Origin of the sequence: Shewanella surugensis, assembly GCF_023284005.1 — a bacterium.
Taxonomy (GTDB): Bacteria; Pseudomonadota; Gammaproteobacteria; order Enterobacterales; family Shewanellaceae; genus Shewanella; species Shewanella surugensis.
The window spans coordinates 43044-59811 of the sequence record NZ_JAKIKS010000020.1; the positions used below are offsets into that span (position 1 = coordinate 43044).

Annotated in this window: 11 protein-coding genes and 1 pseudogene; 8 read left to right on the forward strand and 4 right to left on the reverse strand. The window is 41.0% G+C overall.

Annotated features, from left to right (window positions below; translation table 11 throughout):
* The first annotated feature begins 99 nt into the window (after positions 1–99).
* Complete coding sequence (locus L2764_RS07235) at positions 100–1854, forward strand: acyl-CoA dehydrogenase family protein (RefSeq protein WP_248939550.1); 1755 nt, start codon at positions 100–102, stop codon at positions 1852–1854.
* Positions 1855–1987: 133 nt separating this feature from the next.
* On the opposite strand, the gene dacB is transcribed toward L2764_RS07235, so the two are convergent.
* Entirely contained in the window at positions 1988–3421 is a 1434-nt protein-coding gene (gene dacB / locus L2764_RS07240; protein ID WP_248939551.1) for a D-alanyl-D-alanine carboxypeptidase/D-alanyl-D-alanine endopeptidase, read from the reverse strand.
* A gap of 30 nt (positions 3422–3451) precedes the next feature.
* Positions 3452–3616: a hypothetical protein gene (locus L2764_RS07245; protein WP_248939552.1), complete on the reverse strand. Its 165-nt coding sequence runs from the start codon at positions 3614–3616 to the stop codon at positions 3452–3454.
* A gap of 739 nt (positions 3617–4355) precedes the next feature.
* Between L2764_RS07245 and pssA the strand changes: the two genes are divergently transcribed.
* The 4 genes from pssA (at position 4356) to L2764_RS07265 (ending at position 9239) form a co-directional block, all read left to right on the forward strand.
* Positions 4356–5669 carry a CDP-diacylglycerol--serine O-phosphatidyltransferase gene (pssA, locus tag L2764_RS07250; protein ID WP_248939553.1) on the forward strand — a complete coding sequence of 438 codons (1314 nt, stop codon included), beginning with the start codon at positions 4356–4358 and terminating at the stop codon, positions 5667–5669.
* 141 nt (positions 5670–5810) lie between these two features.
* Positions 5811–6587, forward strand: coding sequence for a tRNA-uridine aminocarboxypropyltransferase (locus L2764_RS07255; protein WP_248939554.1), 777 nt, complete (start codon positions 5811–5813; stop codon positions 6585–6587).
* A 170-nt stretch (positions 6588–6757) separates the two neighbouring features.
* Entirely contained in the window at positions 6758–7951 is a 1194-nt protein-coding gene (locus L2764_RS07260) for a diaminopropionate ammonia-lyase (protein ID WP_248939555.1), read from the forward strand.
* A 61-nt stretch (positions 7952–8012) separates the two neighbouring features.
* A complete protein-coding gene (locus L2764_RS07265; RefSeq protein ID WP_248939556.1) occupies positions 8013–9239 on the forward strand; it encodes a Zn-dependent hydrolase in 1227 nt (408 codons plus the stop codon).
* A gap of 40 nt (positions 9240–9279) precedes the next feature.
* Here the strand turns inward: L2764_RS07265 and L2764_RS07270 are convergent, their stop codons facing one another.
* Complete coding sequence (locus L2764_RS07270; RefSeq protein ID WP_248939557.1) at positions 9280–9762, reverse strand: Lrp/AsnC family transcriptional regulator; 483 nt, start codon at positions 9760–9762, stop codon at positions 9280–9282.
* Positions 9763–10071: 309 nt separating this feature from the next.
* Between L2764_RS07270 and L2764_RS07275 the strand changes: the two genes are divergently transcribed.
* From L2764_RS07275 to L2764_RS07285, 3 genes are all read left to right on the forward strand, one after another.
* Positions 10072–11340 (forward strand): efflux RND transporter periplasmic adaptor subunit, encoded by a 1269-nt coding sequence (locus L2764_RS07275; protein ID WP_376708389.1) that lies wholly within the window; start codon positions 10072–10074, stop codon positions 11338–11340.
* Between the two features lie 2 nt (positions 11341–11342).
* The gene (locus L2764_RS07280) at positions 11343–14489 is read left to right on the forward strand and encodes an efflux RND transporter permease subunit (protein WP_248939558.1); all 3147 of its coding nucleotides are present in this window, start codon (positions 11343–11345) and stop codon (positions 14487–14489) included.
* Between the two features lie 145 nt (positions 14490–14634).
* A complete protein-coding gene (locus L2764_RS07285; RefSeq protein ID WP_248939559.1) occupies positions 14635–16377 on the forward strand; it encodes a TolC family protein in 1743 nt (580 codons plus the stop codon).
* Between the two features lie 240 nt (positions 16378–16617).
* Here the strand turns inward: L2764_RS07285 and L2764_RS07290 are convergent.
* Positions 16618–16768 (reverse strand): annotated as a pseudogene (locus L2764_RS07290) (IS630-like element ISVsa8 family transposase); the annotation flags it as partial.

A 16768-nucleotide genomic window follows, 5' to 3' on the forward strand; every position in this document is an offset into this window, starting at 1 on the left:
TATTTTTTATTGAATTTGTAAAAATATTACTTTCTTTTGGGACTCAATTTGTTATAAATTAAAACAACTGTTTAAATCTAACGTTTGAGAACCTTGGTCATGAATCCATATAATGCCCCTTTAGCGGATATGCAATTTTTACTTGAGCGAGTATTTAACGCGCCAGACACCTGGGCATCACTGCCTGCAATAGCTGAAGCTGTTGATATTGACACGGCTTTAGCTATTTTAGATGAAGCGGGTAAAATTAGTCGTGAGTTAATTCATCCCATCAACCGCAGCGGTGATGAAGAAGGAGTAACACATGAAAAGGGTAAAGTGATCACCCCTACAGGATTTAAAGCGGTTTATAAAGAGTACGCGGAAGGGGGCTGGGTAGGCTTATGTGGCGATCCTGAATTTGGTGGTATGGGAATGCCTAAAATGTTAGGTGTTCTTGTTGATGAGATGGCTTACAGTGCTTCTAATGCTTTTACATTGTATGGTTCTTTGACCGCTGGCGCCGCTTTGTGTATTCATGCTCATGGCAGTGAAGAGATTAAAAACACTTATTTACCTCACCTTTACAGTGGTGAGTGGGCCGGTGCTATGGGGATGACAGAGCCTCAATCAGGTTCAGATCTACGCACTATTCGCACTAAAGCGGAGCCCCAAAATGATGGTAGCTATCAAATCAGTGGCAGTAAGATTTTTATTACTGGGGGCGAACATGATCTAACGGACAATATCATTCATTTAGTGTTAGCAAAACTACCTGATTCTAAAGGTATTTCATTATTTCTCGTTCCAAAAGTGGCTTTAGATAATTCGGGACATTTAGCAGAAGGTAATGGGGTAACAGTGGGCTCGATTGAACATAAAATGGGTCTTAAAGCGTCATCAACGTGTGTGATGAATTTTGATAATGCGACGGGGTATTTAATTGGTGAGCCTGATCGCGGTTTAGTTTGCATGTTTACTATGATGAATTATGAGCGTTTGGCTATTGGGATCCAAGGGTTAGGTACGTCGCAGGCGGCTTATCAAATGGCCTCTGAATATGCTAAAGAGCGCTTGCAGGGGGTTGCCGCGGGAACTAAACCGGGCCCACAGAGCGATCCTATTATAGTTCATGGGGATGTCCGCCGTATGTTGTTGACGATAAAAACGATGACAGAGGCTGGCCGAGCATTATCCATGTATACTGGACAACAATTGGATTTTGCTAAATACGGTGAGGGTGATATTCAAGCCAAGGCACAACAATATGTGGGGTTATTAACGCCAGTGGCTAAGGCATTTTTGAGTGATCGTGGTTTAGAGGCCGCGATTATGGGCCAGCAGGTTTTTGGTGGGCATGGTTATATTCGTGAAACGGGCATTGAGCAACTCGTGCGTGATACTCGGATTGCCCAAATTTACGAAGGCACCAATGGCATACAAGCCATCGACTTTCTGGGTCGTAAGGTGACGGGTGATAATGTGGCGGCGCTTAAGCGCTTTGTTGATGAGCATAAAGCCAATATGGAGCTGATGGCTCATGTTTCGTCATCTTATAAACACAAGGTCATTGCACTATTTGATGCGTTATTAGCATCGGCTTTGCAGGTCAATGAAAATAAACTTACCCATCCTGCGTTAGTGAATGCTTGTGCAGTGGATTTCCTCGATGCCTTTGGCTTCATTCTTTATGGCTATTTCTGGTTAGCCATGGCCAATGCGGCTGATGATCATCCTGATCAACAATTTAAAGCGCAAAAACAACATTTAATGCAGTTTTATTTTGATAAACTGATTGCGAAAGCAGATTATCATTTAAGCCAAGTGAATGCTGGAGATAGTGCGATCATGGATATACCTGAAGTGTTATTTTAATGTTTATTGTATAAGAATACGTTTAGTTTTCGTTTACTCAGAAGGTAATAAATAAAGGTGACATGACTGTCATGACACCTTTTTATTGCATTTTTTGGGACGTTCGGCAGTGTTAAATAATAGCGTTTTTCACTTATTGCTTGACTAATAATGTGGCTAGAGCAAGGTTGAAAGCGATAGGCTTTTCTGATGGTAAAGGCTCACTGATACCATTTTCTAAGCTAACAAAAAGTAATAACTTACCAGTATCAGTTTTAATAAAGCCGGCTAAATTATTAACGCCTTTCAGCGTGCCTGTTTTTGCTATAACATGTTGTTTTATTGGTTTTTTATCAAATCCATAGCGATGTGATAATGTGCCTTTTACCCCTGAAATAGGTAAAGAATCTAAGAGGTACTTAAATCGACTGTCAGTACTGATTAAGTGTAAGATTGAGGCGAGTTGTGAAGCGCTTAATAAATTATAGCGAGAGAGACCTGAACCATCGACAATAGTGGCGTGAGTGAGATCTATACCAAGGCTGTTCAGCTCTTCACGTAGGATCACTATCCCTTGTTTTAATGCGTTTTTTCCTTGGGTATTCTGCCCCATTTTCTTGATTAAGCTATCTGCTATAAAATTATCTGATTTAAGTAATAAAGTATTGAGCAATTGGCTTAATGGCTTAGATTGATGCGTGACTAATAAACTGAGCTTATTCATGTCTTGTTGTTTATTGATGAGTTGACCATTTAATTGGATGGCTAATGAAGACATGAGCTGTTTAAGGGTTTGTTTCGCATAAATGAGAGGATCAGAGACCGCTATTTGTAGTTTGACGCCTTTGGGGTTGGAAAAACAGCCAGTAATATGGAATTGATTATTGGGTAAAGAAATCAGATTGAGCTCACAATCCTTATTTTGAGGTGAAAAGGTGGCGGCGGTGGTAATGCTAATCGGTTCGTTCTCATTGAATGTTAGTCCACTCGACGCAGTGGTTGGACTCGGAAGCAGTGTCGCTTTAATGCAGTTTTGATTAATCGCATATTGAGAAATAGGCGAAGCATAACACATGGTTAAGTCTTCCCATGCCCAACCTGGGGCATGTAGTGTTTCTTCATTAGCGCCGAGTAAATAGAGATTGCCTGTTATTTTATTGAGACCTTGAGTTTTCAATTTTTGTAGTAGTATGAACAAATCTTGCTTAGTGAAGCTAGGATCACCTGAAAACGCAATGAAAAGATCACCTTCAATAATCCCTTTAACAATAGGAGCATCACTATAAATACGCGTTTTAAAAGTGAATTTTGGACCCAAGTATGAGCTCGTGGCAACGGCCGTTAATAACTTCATGGTACTGGCGGGCAAAAAGCGTTTATGCGCATTTCGCTGATATAATATGGGGGGGGGATTGGTTCGATTAGAAGGACTGATATCTTGAATTAAAACAGCTGTAAGCGAATCAAAAGGCTCGATTTTTGCAATTTGGGCGGCTAAGGGCTCACTGGCATAAGTGGAAAGGGAGATTGCAACGCTAAAAAATGCAATACTTGCCGATCGGTTGAAAAAAGTACGGTATTGTATCATCGTTGAGTTAACTTATTGATTAATTAATCTTTACTTTGTGGGGCCATCTTTTACCATCATTCGATAAAGACGTAATGTGATATAGACCACTAAAATGAGAAACAGAGGAAACAGAAAAATACCGAGTATGGATTTAAAATGGAATAAAGCCCAAGCGGTTAAGAGAATGATGAGTAACGTGATGAGTGTTTTCATAAGGTAATGTGAGTCATTAGTTTTAGAGTGACAACGTTAAGAGCACACTAGTTTTATAATACAGTTTACGCTAAAAGCGAAATTTTTTATTATTCAGACTGCATTTAATGGGGTATTTACTGTTTGTCAGCTTGATAATGTTAATGATAGTCGCTGATAAATTAACAATGAATGATGAATGTATGTTATTGATGCGTATATTGTACACTTATTCTTGCAGCACACTGAAATGCGTATTTTTCATTGGATTTGTTTTAGTCTATCCGTTTAATCTTCCTCATGAGTGAATACGCTATTTTCTTTAGTGATCGCTTTTTCATCGAACGATGACGGTATCGTAAGTGTGATGAGTTTAGAGGGGGCAGTCCGAGCGCTAGAGTGATAAATAGCGATAATTCACTCAAAGTGATGATTAAACGACCCGATACTGTCATTGTATTCATCTAAAAGAAAATAACGCTTGCTCAGTGGCACGTAAATCGGTAATTTCAATGGCTTCATGTTTTGAGAACGCCATTGGATGCGTGGTCCTTATATTGGAAAAAGGTGCTAAATTAAGCAACGTTGAAAGGATAATCGATTTTGTTCTCATGACGTTAAAATTATAGATAGTGAGTGGAATAGGCCGTTTCTGAGTCGATGAATGTTGACTTTAAACTGATTAATAAAATCATTTTTATTTTGATTGTTATCCAGTGTCTATGACTGACTAGAGTCCATTGATTAAAGGAGACAGACCTTGCTGAAAAAGCTAGGTGGAATACCCATCCAACCAGAATCATTACGCTGGTTGTTAACGCCATGCGCTTTAAAAGAAACCTTATTGTCTCATATTGCCAATGCGATGCACTCTATTTATATTGCAGCGCTTTATCTTGAAGATGACGAAGCGGGTGGAGAGATCTTAGCAGCATTAATGGCCGCTAAAGCGCGTAATCCTCAACTTGATGTGAAAGTTTTAGTGGATTTTCATCGAGCTCGGCGTGGTCTGATTGGTGAGAAAGGCGATAGTGGCAATTATTTGATGTACCGTAAGGTGATGCAAGAAGCTGAACATGGTATTGATATTTTAGGGGTGCCGGTTAAAGCGCGAGAATTTATGGGAGTGCTGCATCTTAAAGGTTTTATCATCGATGATACGGTGATTTTTAGTGGGGCAAGTATCAACAATATTTACTTACATCAACATGAGAAATATCGGTTTGATCGATATCATTTGATAGAGTCAGCAGCATTAGCTGATAGTATGCGAGACATGATCCAAGTGTATTTAGTCAATGATGTGGCTGTTAATTCGCTATCACAATGTCAAGACACAGAGCGGCTCCCGATAAAAAGTGAAATCACCAGTTTAAAACAGCGGTTGAGCCGGGCCAGTTACCGTTTTGATAAGGTCACGACCGGGAACAGAGTGACGCCGCTTGTGGGTCTCGGGCGTAAGAAAAATAGTCTGAATAAAACGGTGATCGCACTCATTGAAGAATCTGAAGAATCACTGTTTATTTGCACGCCTTATTTTAACCCGCCTTATATTCTTTCAAGGGCGTTATCGAAGCACTTACATAAAGGCAAAAAAATTGATATTGTCGTTGGCGATAAAACGGCGAATGATTTTTATATTCCACCCGAAGAACGTTTTTCAACGATTGGCGCATTGCCGTATATGTATGAACAATCTTTGCGCAAATTTGCCAAAAGGCAGCAATGGGCCATAGATAAAGGATTGTTGAATATTCATTTATGGAAACATGATAGAAACAGCTTTCATTTAAAAGGGATCAGTGCTGATGGTAAACAGCATTTAATCACTGGCAGTAATCTAAACCCAAGGGCTTTCGCATTAGATCTTGAAAATGGTTTGTTATTTCAAGATGAAATGGGGGTTTGGAAAACACAATTTGAGCAAGAGCAGACGCATATTTTAGAATTCACCGAGCGTCTTTATCATTATAGTCAGATCCAAACATTGCAGAATTATCCACCTCCGGTGAAAAAGATAATGAAGCGGATTAAGCGCCTAAAAGCCGATTTTTTATTGCGGCGTATTTTGTAATTAATAATATGAGAGCCGACTTATAAAGTCGGTTTTTAGTTTTATTGCCTCGCACTTTTTTAAGTTTCTGACACTTTTTAAGTTTTTTATATAAGTGTTTACATTAGCTTTTATATTTGTTCTCAATATTAAGTGATAGTAATGACGTTAGGATCACACGCAGTCCATAGGTTGTATCAGTATCGAAAGGCGATTTCGACCAAGGCGTATAATGCCAGAGGGAAAAACGTGGTGCGTTGTGAACAATGTTTACTTTGCCAGACGTTATGTACTTGTGCATGGCGAAAACGGTTGTCGACTGAAGCACATTTTTTATTAATAATGTATGATGATGAAGTTTTAAAGCCCAGCAATAGTGGCCGTTTAATCGCTGATTTAGTCCCTAATACCCATGCCTACATTTGGTCTCGAGTGCAAGCTAACCGTGAAATGTTGGCACTAATTCACGATCCGAATTATCAAGCTTATGTCATTTTTCCGAGTGAATATGCAGTAAAAAATCAGCCGGTGGTGAGTCTGTTACCCACTGAAGGGAAGTTCGGTGCAGATGACGGTAAAACACCTCTATTTATTATGCTTGATGGCAGTTGGCGTGAAGCGATAAAAATGTTTCGTAAGAGTCCCTATCTACATCAACTGCCTCTGTTATCATTTAGTGCTGAACATACTGCTCAGTACATGTTGAGAAAAGGCAGCCATGATTTTCAATTAGGGACGGCAGAAGTGGCTGCATTGGCGTTAGCGGCAAACGGTGAATTTGCTAACGCTGAGGCGTTAACGGCTTGGTTTGCTTTGTTTGTCGAATCGTCTCTTTATGGGCGTAGTCAAAAGAGTCACAATGCATTAGTGCCTTTATCGATAAGACGAGAGGCTTTCGAACGGACTCTTAAAGTGGCTTTAGGTTCAGCCAACGATTGACGGTGCTGATGATCCACATTTTTTTAAAGTAAGCACCGCTGGAGTGGCGTACTCTCATTATTCTACGTAATGTAACGAAAATCTTTAAATTCTCCGTAAAAATCACCGTTATCCCGCATCTCATTCAGGTACCCTTTATCGATGACTCACGATTTAAGGTATCACGCTGAATGATTAAATTAACGGGAACGCTCTCTTATTTCAATAATCCATTGGCCCATAAAGATAACGACTACAATACGGCACAGAAACAGATTGTGAGCGTGGAAGGTTCACGCCAAGCCATTAGTGATATTAAAACTTGGCCTGCTTATGCGCAGACGCCATTACATGCGTTAGAGGGATTGGCAAAAGGGTTAGGGTTGGATAATATTTTTTATAAAGATGAATCCGAGCGATTTGGTTTAAAAAGCTTTAAAGCCTTGGGAGGCGCTTATGCTGTCGCGAGGCAGCTACAACTGCAATTACAACATCGTTTAGGTATTCGTCCCAGTATGAAGGATTTATTGGGGGGTCATTTAAAAGAAACGTTAGCGTCCATGACTGTTAGCTGTGCAACGGATGGTAATCATGGTCGTTCAGTGGCTTGGGGGGCGCAAATGTTTGGTTGTTCTTGCGTTATTTATATTCATGAAGGGGTCTCTGAAGGACGTCAGCAGGCTATAGCAGCATTTGGTGCTGAGGTGGTTCGTATTTCAGGTAACTACGATGAGTCTGTTCGATTAGCAGACAGAGATGCTAAAGTTCATAATCGTATTATTGTGTCAGATACGAGTTATGAAGGCTATATGGATATTCCTAAAGATGTTGCATTAGGCTATACGGTTATGTTGTCTGAAATTGTGGAACAGCTTGCAGGCAAAATACCGACTCATGTTTTTATTCAAGCAGGGGTAGGAGGCTTAGCGGCAACGCTAACAGGCTATTTCTGGGATTTATGGGGTAATGATCGTCCTCGGGTGGTGATTGTTGAACCTGAGCAAGCGAATTGTTTACAGCTGAGTGCAAAAGCGGGTAAGCCCGTCGTCGTTGGTGGCGAGTTAACGACGCTAATGGCAGGCCTCGCATGCGGAGAGGTATCGGCATTAGCTTGGGACATTCTTAAAAATGGTGCTGATGATTTTGTGACTTTGAGTGAAGGTGCTATTGCTCCTTTGATGTGTTTACTGGCAAAAGGGGTGGGTGGTGCGCCTAAGATAGAAGCGGGTGAATCTGGCGTTGTGGGATTAGCGGCGGTTATGATTGCATGCCAAGTAACTGAATTAATTCCAAAATTACAGCTTAATAAAGAGAGCCGTATTTTAGTCATTGGTACAGAAGGGGCGACCGATCCGATCTTATATCAAACGTTAGTGAAGGGTTAAGCCAATGCGAGCTTATTTCATTAACACATTTTTTACTCATGGTTGAAGGCAGGTTTAAACGATGACGATAAATATTCAACGATTACTTAATCGACTCAATACGTTGGGCAAGATAGGTCGTGATAGCCAAGACAGGCTTGCTCGTATCGCGCTGACGCATGCTGATAAAGAGGGTCGAGATCAAGTATACCAATGGTTTGAATCTGCTGAATTGGATATAAAGATTGATAAAATTGGCAATATTCATGCTATTTGGTCCCCTGAGTCGGTGCAAGAAGAAGAAGCCATCATGATGGGTTCCCATATTGATACAGTGCTAAATGCGGGTATTTATGATGGAAACTACGGTGTACTTGCTGGTCTGGAAGTCATTCAGCACTTGCAAGAAATGGGCTTCCAACCTAAACGCCCTATTGTTGTGAGTATTTTTACTAACGAAGAAGGGGCTCGTTATACGCCAGATATGATGGGTTCATTGGTTTATGTGGGGGGATTAGCGTTAAACGATGCGCTTAAGACACGAGGAAATGATGGTTCTATTTTAGGTGATGAGCTTGAGCGCATTGGTTATTCAGGGGATCATGAAGTCGGTTTTATTCCTGCTAAGGCTTATATTGAACTGCATATTGAGCAAGGTCCTGTTTTAGAGAAAGAAAATATTACTGTCGGTGCAGTGGAAAATTTGCAAGGTATTTGTTGGCAACAAATAACGATTAATGGTACGGCAAACCATGCTGGAACAACGCCGATGTCAATGCGTAATGATGCTGGAATGGCCTGCGCGCGCGTGATGACATACATGAGAGATTATGTTGAGCAAACCTGTGATCGTATGGTAACAACTTTTGGTAAGCTTAAGTTCGAACCTGACATTATTAATGTTGTTCCTTCTCAAGCCTGCTTTACCATAGATTTAAGATCACCAGATGAACTTAAACTTAAGCAAGCAGAAGCTGTTTTAGTGGATTACTTGAATTTAATCGCTGAAGAGGAATCGGTAGAGATCGGTATGACTCAGATGGCAAGGCTTGAGCCTGTTACCTTTGATCTTGACTTAGTTCAACTTATTGAAAAATCAGCAAAGGAGTTAGAATTGACGGTTTGTCGAATGACTTCCGGTGCTGGACATGACGCACAAATGATGGCTAGGATCTGCCCAGCAGCCATGATCTTTGTCCCAAGTGCAAAGGGAATTAGTCATAATCCCAGAGAATATACATCAGCTGAAGATTTAAACGCGGGAGTAAAAGTGCTGCTCAGAACTATCAAACAGCTTGCTTGTCATTAGCTTATCTAACAAACTGACTTAGGTGGTTATTTCACTTATGTTATTTAGGGGCTACATTCAATATGGGAATGGATAAGCCCACTTTAGTGGGATCCATGACCACATTGGTTGTAAAGCTACGGACATTATCGTTATCAAAAAAGGCTTCACGAGTAAAATCTTCATAATCAGTCATATCCATTGCTGTGACAATTAAAATAAAGTCTGTATTGCCTGTCACGTAATAGCATTGTTGCACGTTGGGGTGTTGTAACATGGCTTTTTTAAAGCTATCCATCAGATCGACTCGTTCTCTTTCTAAATTCACTTGTACGACTAAGGTAAGATGTTGCCCAACAGATTTTGGGTTGACCACTGAAATATCAGCTTGAATAATCTGCTGTTGGCGTAATCGCTTGATACGACGTTGTACCGCAGCAGCGGATAAGCCAACTTGCTCGGCAATCACATCAGAAGTGGTACGATTTGATTGCTGTAAAAGATGAAGAATATGGCGATCAAAATTATCAAGTTGTTGATTCATATAAACTCATATTGGATAAGATGGAGAGAGGTTAGTGTTTAAATCCTGCAAGTGGGATCTTTTATTTGGGCATCGGCGATGTCATATGACTTAATTCTTCCATATCTTTGTTAATAAATAGATAAAGAGACCGAGGACAGTCTACACTTTATCCAAGTCAATACAAACTCCAGAATAGAGATCACCAAGGAGAGCACTTAGCTTACCTTTTAATAAGTAACGAATTTTTGTCGTTAAATTCATGCAGTATTACTTCGCTTGTGAGCTTAGGCTTAATGCTTGTTCGTTGATATTTGCAGGAAGCGATTAATGACATTCGTTTTATCGATTACTTGTGCCCACCAATATCGATTCCCTTTACAAAAGAGAGGAGGCCAGTGGCTGTTCTTTTTTGTGCTTATTATTATGTTGTCGGCATGCCATAAACAAGAAAAAGCTTTCCAGCCTAAAAGAGTGGTTGTGGCGAATGTGGTTGAATCAACCGTGCCCATCTATGGTTATTATGTGGGCGTAACGGAAGCCTCACTGAATGTGGAAGTGAGAGCGCGTATTGATGGCTTTGTTGAACAACGAGCCTTTGTAGAAGGTAGTGCAGTTAAAAAAGGGGACTTACTGTATCAAATTGATAGTAAACCTTATGTCGTTGAGGTGAATAGGGTGAAAGCTCAACGAACCGCTCAACAGGCTGTGGTTGATAAGGCAAAAAGGGATGTGGAGCGATTACAACCCTTGTATGATCAAGATGCCGCGAGTCAATTAGATTTAGATAATGCTCTTTCAAATTTGGCTCAAGCCAAATCAGCGTTAGTGGCGAGTCAAGCGGCTTTAGAAGCTGCTGAATTAGAGCTGAGTTATACTCGGATCACCGCGCCAATTAGTGGATTGGTGAGTCAAACGCAAGTGGATGTTGGTGCACTTGTGGGCAGTAAAGGCCAATCTTTATTGACAAAAGTACAAAAGGTCAATCCTATCTATGTCATGTTTAATATGTCTGCGCTTGACTATTTAAATGCGCGTCGGCGAATGGTAAATCGCTCTGAAGAAAAGGAAGCCGAATCTGAGGGAAAAGTGCTTGCTGGTTTTGTTCGTGTCACTTTGCCAGATTACAGTGAGTATACTTATCCAGGAAAAGTGAGTTTTACCGAGCCCTCGGTCAATCCAGAAACAGGCACTTTTGAAGTGAGGGCTGTATTGCCTAACCCAGATAAAGAGTTATTGCCTGGGCAATATACCAATGTACGGATTAAATTAAGTGAGCTGCGTGATGCCATTGTTATCCCACAAAAAGCCACCCAAGTGGATCAAGGGGGGGTTTATGTCATGGTGGTATTAGCCAGTAATCGTGTTGAGCGGCGCTTTATTGTGATAGAGCACCAAGGAAAAGAAGGCATGATAGTAAAAAGTGGCTTAAAAGCGGGGGAAAAGGTCATCGTAGAGGGAATGCATCGAGTGAGGCATGGCCAATTAGCTCGGCCTTTATCTGAGGCTGAATATTTAAAGCTAGAAGATGCGGACGAGAAAGATACAGCGAGGAAAGTACAAGTTCAAGAGCAAAGTAGTGCGAATAAGGATGGTTGACTATGGCACAATTTTTTGTTAACCGCCCTGTTTTCGCCAGTGTTATTTCTATCGTAATTGTGCTTATCGGTGTGGTTTCTATGTTCTTATTACCTATCGATCAATATCCTTATATTACGCCTCCTCAAGTGCAAATAACGGCATCTTATCCAGGTGCGACATCGACGACGGCTGCAGATTCTGTTGCCACACCATTAGAAGAGCAAATAAATGGTGTGCCCAATATGATTTACATGGAGTCTAAAAGTACTAATTCTGGGGGCGTTAGTATTTTAATTACTTTTGATGTTGGAACTAACCCCGATTTGGCAGCGGTAGACGTACAAAATGCCACACAACAATCAACTGGTGATTTACCGATTGAAGTCCAGACGGAAGGGGTGTCTGTTTCAAAAAAAGCATCGATTGAATTATTAAAATTGGCGCTGACATCTAAAGATGCTCGTTATGATGAAATTTACTTAAGTAATTATGCCAGTATCAATATTGAATCGGCTTTAAGAAGGATCCCTGGCGTGGGGAGTACGCGTAATACAGGTTCTCGCAGTTATTCTATGCGGGTTTGGTTAAGGCCCGATCAAATGGCGGGTTATAAGTTAACAACAAATGACGTCGTTAACGCCATTGAAGCGCAAAACACCGAATCGCCAGCGGGGACAATTGGTACTCAGCCCAATACTGATGACATCAGTGTGACTTTACCTATTACTGCACCGGGGCGATTAAGCAGCGTGCATGAGTTTAATGAAATAGTGGTACGGGCGGCCCCCGATGGTGCCTTGATCCGCCTTAGAGATATTGCACGAGTAGAGTTGGGTTCAGCAGCTTATACGTTGCAGTCGGCATTAAATGGCGATAGTGCCACTATTTTACAGGTGTATTTGCTGCCTGGTTCCAATGCGCTTGAGGTGACTAAGCAAGTCAAGCAAACCATGGATGAGCTGTCCACTAAATTCCCGCAAGGGATGGAGTGGAAAGTGTTTTTTGATGCGTCTATTTTTATTGAAGAGTCCATAAAAGAAGTGGTGATGACGCTGATTGAGTCCCTTATTTTGGTGATTTTGGTGGTGTTTATCTTTTTACAAAATTTTCGAGCTACCTTAATTCCAGCGATTGCTGTCCCAGTGTCTCTTATTGGAACCTTATCGGCTTTACTGGCTTTTGACTTTACGATTAACACTGTGAGTTTATTGGCATTAGTATTGGCCATAGGCATTGTTGTCGATGATGCGATTGTGGTTGTAGAAAATGTTGAGCGTTTGATTAATGAAGAAGGGATGGATCCCGTACCGGCCACACGTAAAGCGATGAAAGAATTATCAGGCGCGATAGTGGCCACCAGTTTAGTGCTAGCGGCGGTCTTTGTTCCGGTCTCTTTTTTACCTGGCATTACCGGTATTATGTATCGTGAGTTTGCTATTGCGATAACGGTGTCTGTGCTTATCTCCACTTTGGTTGCATTAACATTAAGTCCAGCATTGTGCGCTATATTATTAACGCGTACTCCAGTGGCTGAAAAAGGTTTTTTTCATTGGATGAATAAAAAACTGGACTTGAGTTCTCGACGTTATGTTCTGGGGGTGATTTTAGCTAATCAACATTATAAACGTAGCTACGCTATTTTTGCGTTAATTATTATCTGTGTTTATGTATTGATGAGTCACTTACCCAGCAGCTTTATGCCGGATGAAGATCAAGGACGCTTTTTTATCGATGTGACCTTGCCAGATGGTTCAACCGTTAATCGAACTCAAGATGTGTTACAGAAAGCCGAAAAGTATATTTTGGGTCATGAGGCTGTGGCATATTCTTTTTCATTAGCGGGGGAGAATAAGCGATTAGGTTCGAATCAAGCTAATGGCGAATTTGAGGTTATTTTACAACCGTGGGATAAGCGTAAAAAAGATAATGATACCGTGACGAAAGTGATGAAGGACTTACGGGAAAAGTTGGCAAATGTATTAGAGGCTGATTTTAACTTATATCTTCCCTCGGCAGTGCCGGGGCTGGGTAATGGGGCTGGGGTTGAGTTCGAGTTGCAAGATAGCTCAGGTGCTAATTTTGACGGAATGTTAGAGTCTGCAAATGAGCTGATCGATCAGTTAAATAAACAACCTGAAATCGCGAGTGCAACGCTTGGATTACAAGATGCTATCCCGCAATTAGCCTTAACAGTCGATAAAACCAAAGCGTTAGCTATTGGCGTTGAATTATCGGATATTTATAGCACCATTAAAACCTTTACTGATTCAACGACTGTGAATGATTTTAATTTATTTGGTCGTGTTTATCGAGTCAGGCTGCAAGCGGAAGCTGAGTACCGTCGTTATCCTAATCAAATTGAAAATTATTATGTGCGTTCTAACACGGGCTCTATGGTGCCTGTTGGCGTGCTGGCTAACTATGATTATGCGGTAGGACCTGCTGCGGTGACGCACTATAATTTATTTTCTAGTGCGGCGATTAATGCGACACCAGCTTCGGGTTATGCAACGGGGGATGTCATTGATGCGATAAGGCGAGTGGCAGCACCATTACTCCCTAATGAATTTAAATATGAATGGACGGGGATCACTTTTCAAGAAGTCAAAGCATCTGGGCAAACGGCCATAGCGATATCACTTGCCGTGGTGTTTGTTTTTCTTTTTTTGGCGGCACTCTATGAAAGCTGGACGACACCTATCGCAGTATTGCTGATCACCCCGATAGCCATGTTTGGTGCATCGTTAGGTACTTGGATCAGTGGCATGGACAGTAATTTATTTTTTCAAGTGGCTTTTATTGCGCTTATTGGTATGGCAGCTAAAAATTCTATTCTTATTGTGGAGTTTGCCGTGCAACAAAATAAGAAAGGGCATAATTTATTGAATTCTGCCGTGAGAGCGGCGCAAATGCGATTCCGCCCTATTTTGATGACCTCTTTTGCCTTTATATTAGGCGTATTACCCCTTGTTATCTCAAGAGGTCCAGGGTCTGTGAGTAGGCAGTCAATTTCTATTCCTATTTTTTATGGGATGATTTTTGCGACAACAGTGGGGATAACCTTTGTGCCATTATTTTTTGTGACGGTTAAAAGTTGGGTCAAAAAGTTACCCATAAAAGTGGAGGGAAAGGCTGATATTAATCAAGATCCAAGCCAACAGAGATAATATGTCGGGCTAATTGTTTTTGGTGATTGATATCGTATGGGTCAAGGTCATTAAGGCTTAGCGTAGAGAGGTTAGATACTAATAGATTGATAGGGCAAAGGGATGGTTTATCGTTAAGGTTGGCGGTTAGACAAGGAGGAGTAAATTGTTATTGTTGAGTGGTGAGCGAGATAGGCGATGTGAGCATGCTCAGTGCTTAGCGTGTGAACTGTCTCGTGCATTTTTTTTAAGCCTTCTGTTATTAATGGGGTTAACGCGTTGTGTGGTGGGTCCTGATTATGACAGGCCAAACTTAGAGGAAGCGCCAAGTTATGTTGGGGTTGAGGATGTGTTAGCTCTAAAACGCATGCCTCAAAGCGAGGGCACGAATTTATACACGGAAGCCGATTTACAAATGCAAAGTTTACCGCCTAATATCGCTGAGTTTAGATGGGAAGATTTCTATCTCGATCCGTATTTACGGACCTTAATTCATCATGCTTTATCTAAAAATTTAACCATCAAAAACATGCAATCTCAGTTATTAGCCGCTAGAGCCAATTTTATTGTCACCAATGCGGCTTTGTATCCCAGTTTTGAAATTGACTCCTCTTTAGAAAGAAAATTACTGAGTGCCATTACCAATACCAGCCCGCATGTGACCAACGTATTTGATTTATCGGGTGTGGTGGCTTGGGAGCTGGATCTCTGGGGAGGCAATCAAAGGGGAAGCGAATCGGCTTATGCAAGCTTGTTATCGACGAATGAGCTTTTGCATTATAGTTATGTAAGCCTGATTAGTGATTTAGCATCTCGTTATTATGAATGGCTTAATACGCATCAGCGGCATCAGATTTCAGTAAACACGGTGAAATTACGTAAAAAAGCGTATGATCTTGCTTTATTACGTCGTAAAAATGGCGTGATTTCAGGCTTAGAAGTACAACAAGCAGAAGTTGAATATCAAACTGCTTTGGCGACATTACCAGACTTGGTTTTAGAGCGAATGTTGGCGGAGAGTCAATTGCGGATTTTACTCGGAGAGTTTGATTATCCGCTCGATATGCCCTTAGAGACAGAGACAAGTCTTGAGACTACTTCAAATGCGGCCTTAAACAGTTCAATGAGAGCCTCTGTTTCGTCTGAAAAAAATGGAAATATTCAGCATCAATCTCCAAGTGATGAAAGATCTCGTCAAAATGTGAAAGCTCATCATAAACACATCAGTGTCCCAAGCTCAGAGGATCAATTACCTAGCCGCGGAGCTCAATTTCCGGTTTGGTTTACTTTAGGGGTGCCCTCTCAACTGCTTAAATTTCGCCCTGATGTCAAATCGGCAGAGCAAGATCTTATTGCAGCCAATGCCAATATTGGACTCGCTACATCGGCATTATTTCCTTCTTTTACGATTACCGGAACCTATGGACGTGAAACCGATAGCCTTGCTGATTTTTTTAACGGTAGGGGGTTATTTTGGTCATTATTAACCGAGATTGTGGCTCCTGTGTTTAATGCGGGTAGTTTATCGGCAGATGTGGAAGTGGCAAGACAATTAGCGATACAAGCACAGCTTACTTATCGTAATACCTTACTCACGGCTTATTTTGAAGTGAATGATGCGATTCAAAGTTATAAGCGGGCAGACGAGTCTATCGTGATGCAGCAAACATTAGTTAATGCGGCAGCTCAATATACGCATTTAGCCCGATTGCGATACATTAATGGGGTGGCGAGCTCCTTGGATTTTATGGATGCTCAACGTAATTTGTTCAGTGCTCAGCTGTCTTTGAGCCAAATTCAACGAGATAAGCTACTGGCCATGGTTGAATTGTATCGGGCTTTAGGGGGCGGGGCTTTCCCAACTGTTTCGAATGCATCGGCTTTAAACAGGGCAGTTCAAGTTCCTTAATAATCTGTTTTTGAATTATTTTAAAGTATATGCTCTTGGGTTTAAAAGATAAAAGTAATCCGGTCTAAGAAAACAGATTGTGATTAATGAAATATAGCTACCTACATTCTAATTCCTGTTCTGCTTATGATTTTAATCGATAGAGATTGGACTGGCATTGATTCTCTAAAAGCCGATATGAAATGTGCTGCTTGGCAGCTGAAATTATGGTCTATAGGGGGGAGTAATAGTGGTAAGTGCTTAACTAAAAGTTATCGTATATTTTGACGGATAATTATCCATGATGTTTTTTACACTCTCTTTGAGTGCATCAAAAGTGATAAAATCATGGCAAGATAACCATTCATACTTTATCTTTTTCCACAGTATTTCAATGATATTGAGTTCAGGA

What these genes read in the sequence shown, in the direction of transcription:
- L2764_RS07235 (WP_248939550.1), top strand. Translation starts at nt 100, where the DNA reads ATGAATCCATATAATGCCCCTTTAGCGGATATGCAATTTTTACTTGAG.
- dacB (WP_248939551.1), bottom strand. Translation starts at nt 3,421, where the DNA reads ATGATACAATACCGTACTTTTTTCAACCGATCGGCAAGTATTGCATTT.
- L2764_RS07245 (WP_248939552.1), bottom strand. Translation starts at nt 3,616, where the DNA reads ATGAAAACACTCATCACGTTACTCATCATTCTCTTAACCGCTTGGGCT.
- L2764_RS07255 (WP_248939554.1), top strand. Translation starts at nt 5,811, where the DNA reads ATGACGTTAGGATCACACGCAGTCCATAGGTTGTATCAGTATCGAAAG.
- L2764_RS07260 (WP_248939555.1), top strand. Translation starts at nt 6,758, where the DNA reads ATGATTAAATTAACGGGAACGCTCTCTTATTTCAATAATCCATTGGCC.
- L2764_RS07265 (WP_248939556.1), top strand. Translation starts at nt 8,013, where the DNA reads ATGACGATAAATATTCAACGATTACTTAATCGACTCAATACGTTGGGC.
- L2764_RS07270 (WP_248939557.1), bottom strand. Translation starts at nt 9,762, where the DNA reads ATGAATCAACAACTTGATAATTTTGATCGCCATATTCTTCATCTTTTA.
- L2764_RS07275 (WP_376708389.1), top strand. Translation starts at nt 10,072, where the DNA reads ATGACATTCGTTTTATCGATTACTTGTGCCCACCAATATCGATTCCCT.
- L2764_RS07280 (WP_248939558.1), top strand. Translation starts at nt 11,343, where the DNA reads ATGGCACAATTTTTTGTTAACCGCCCTGTTTTCGCCAGTGTTATTTCT.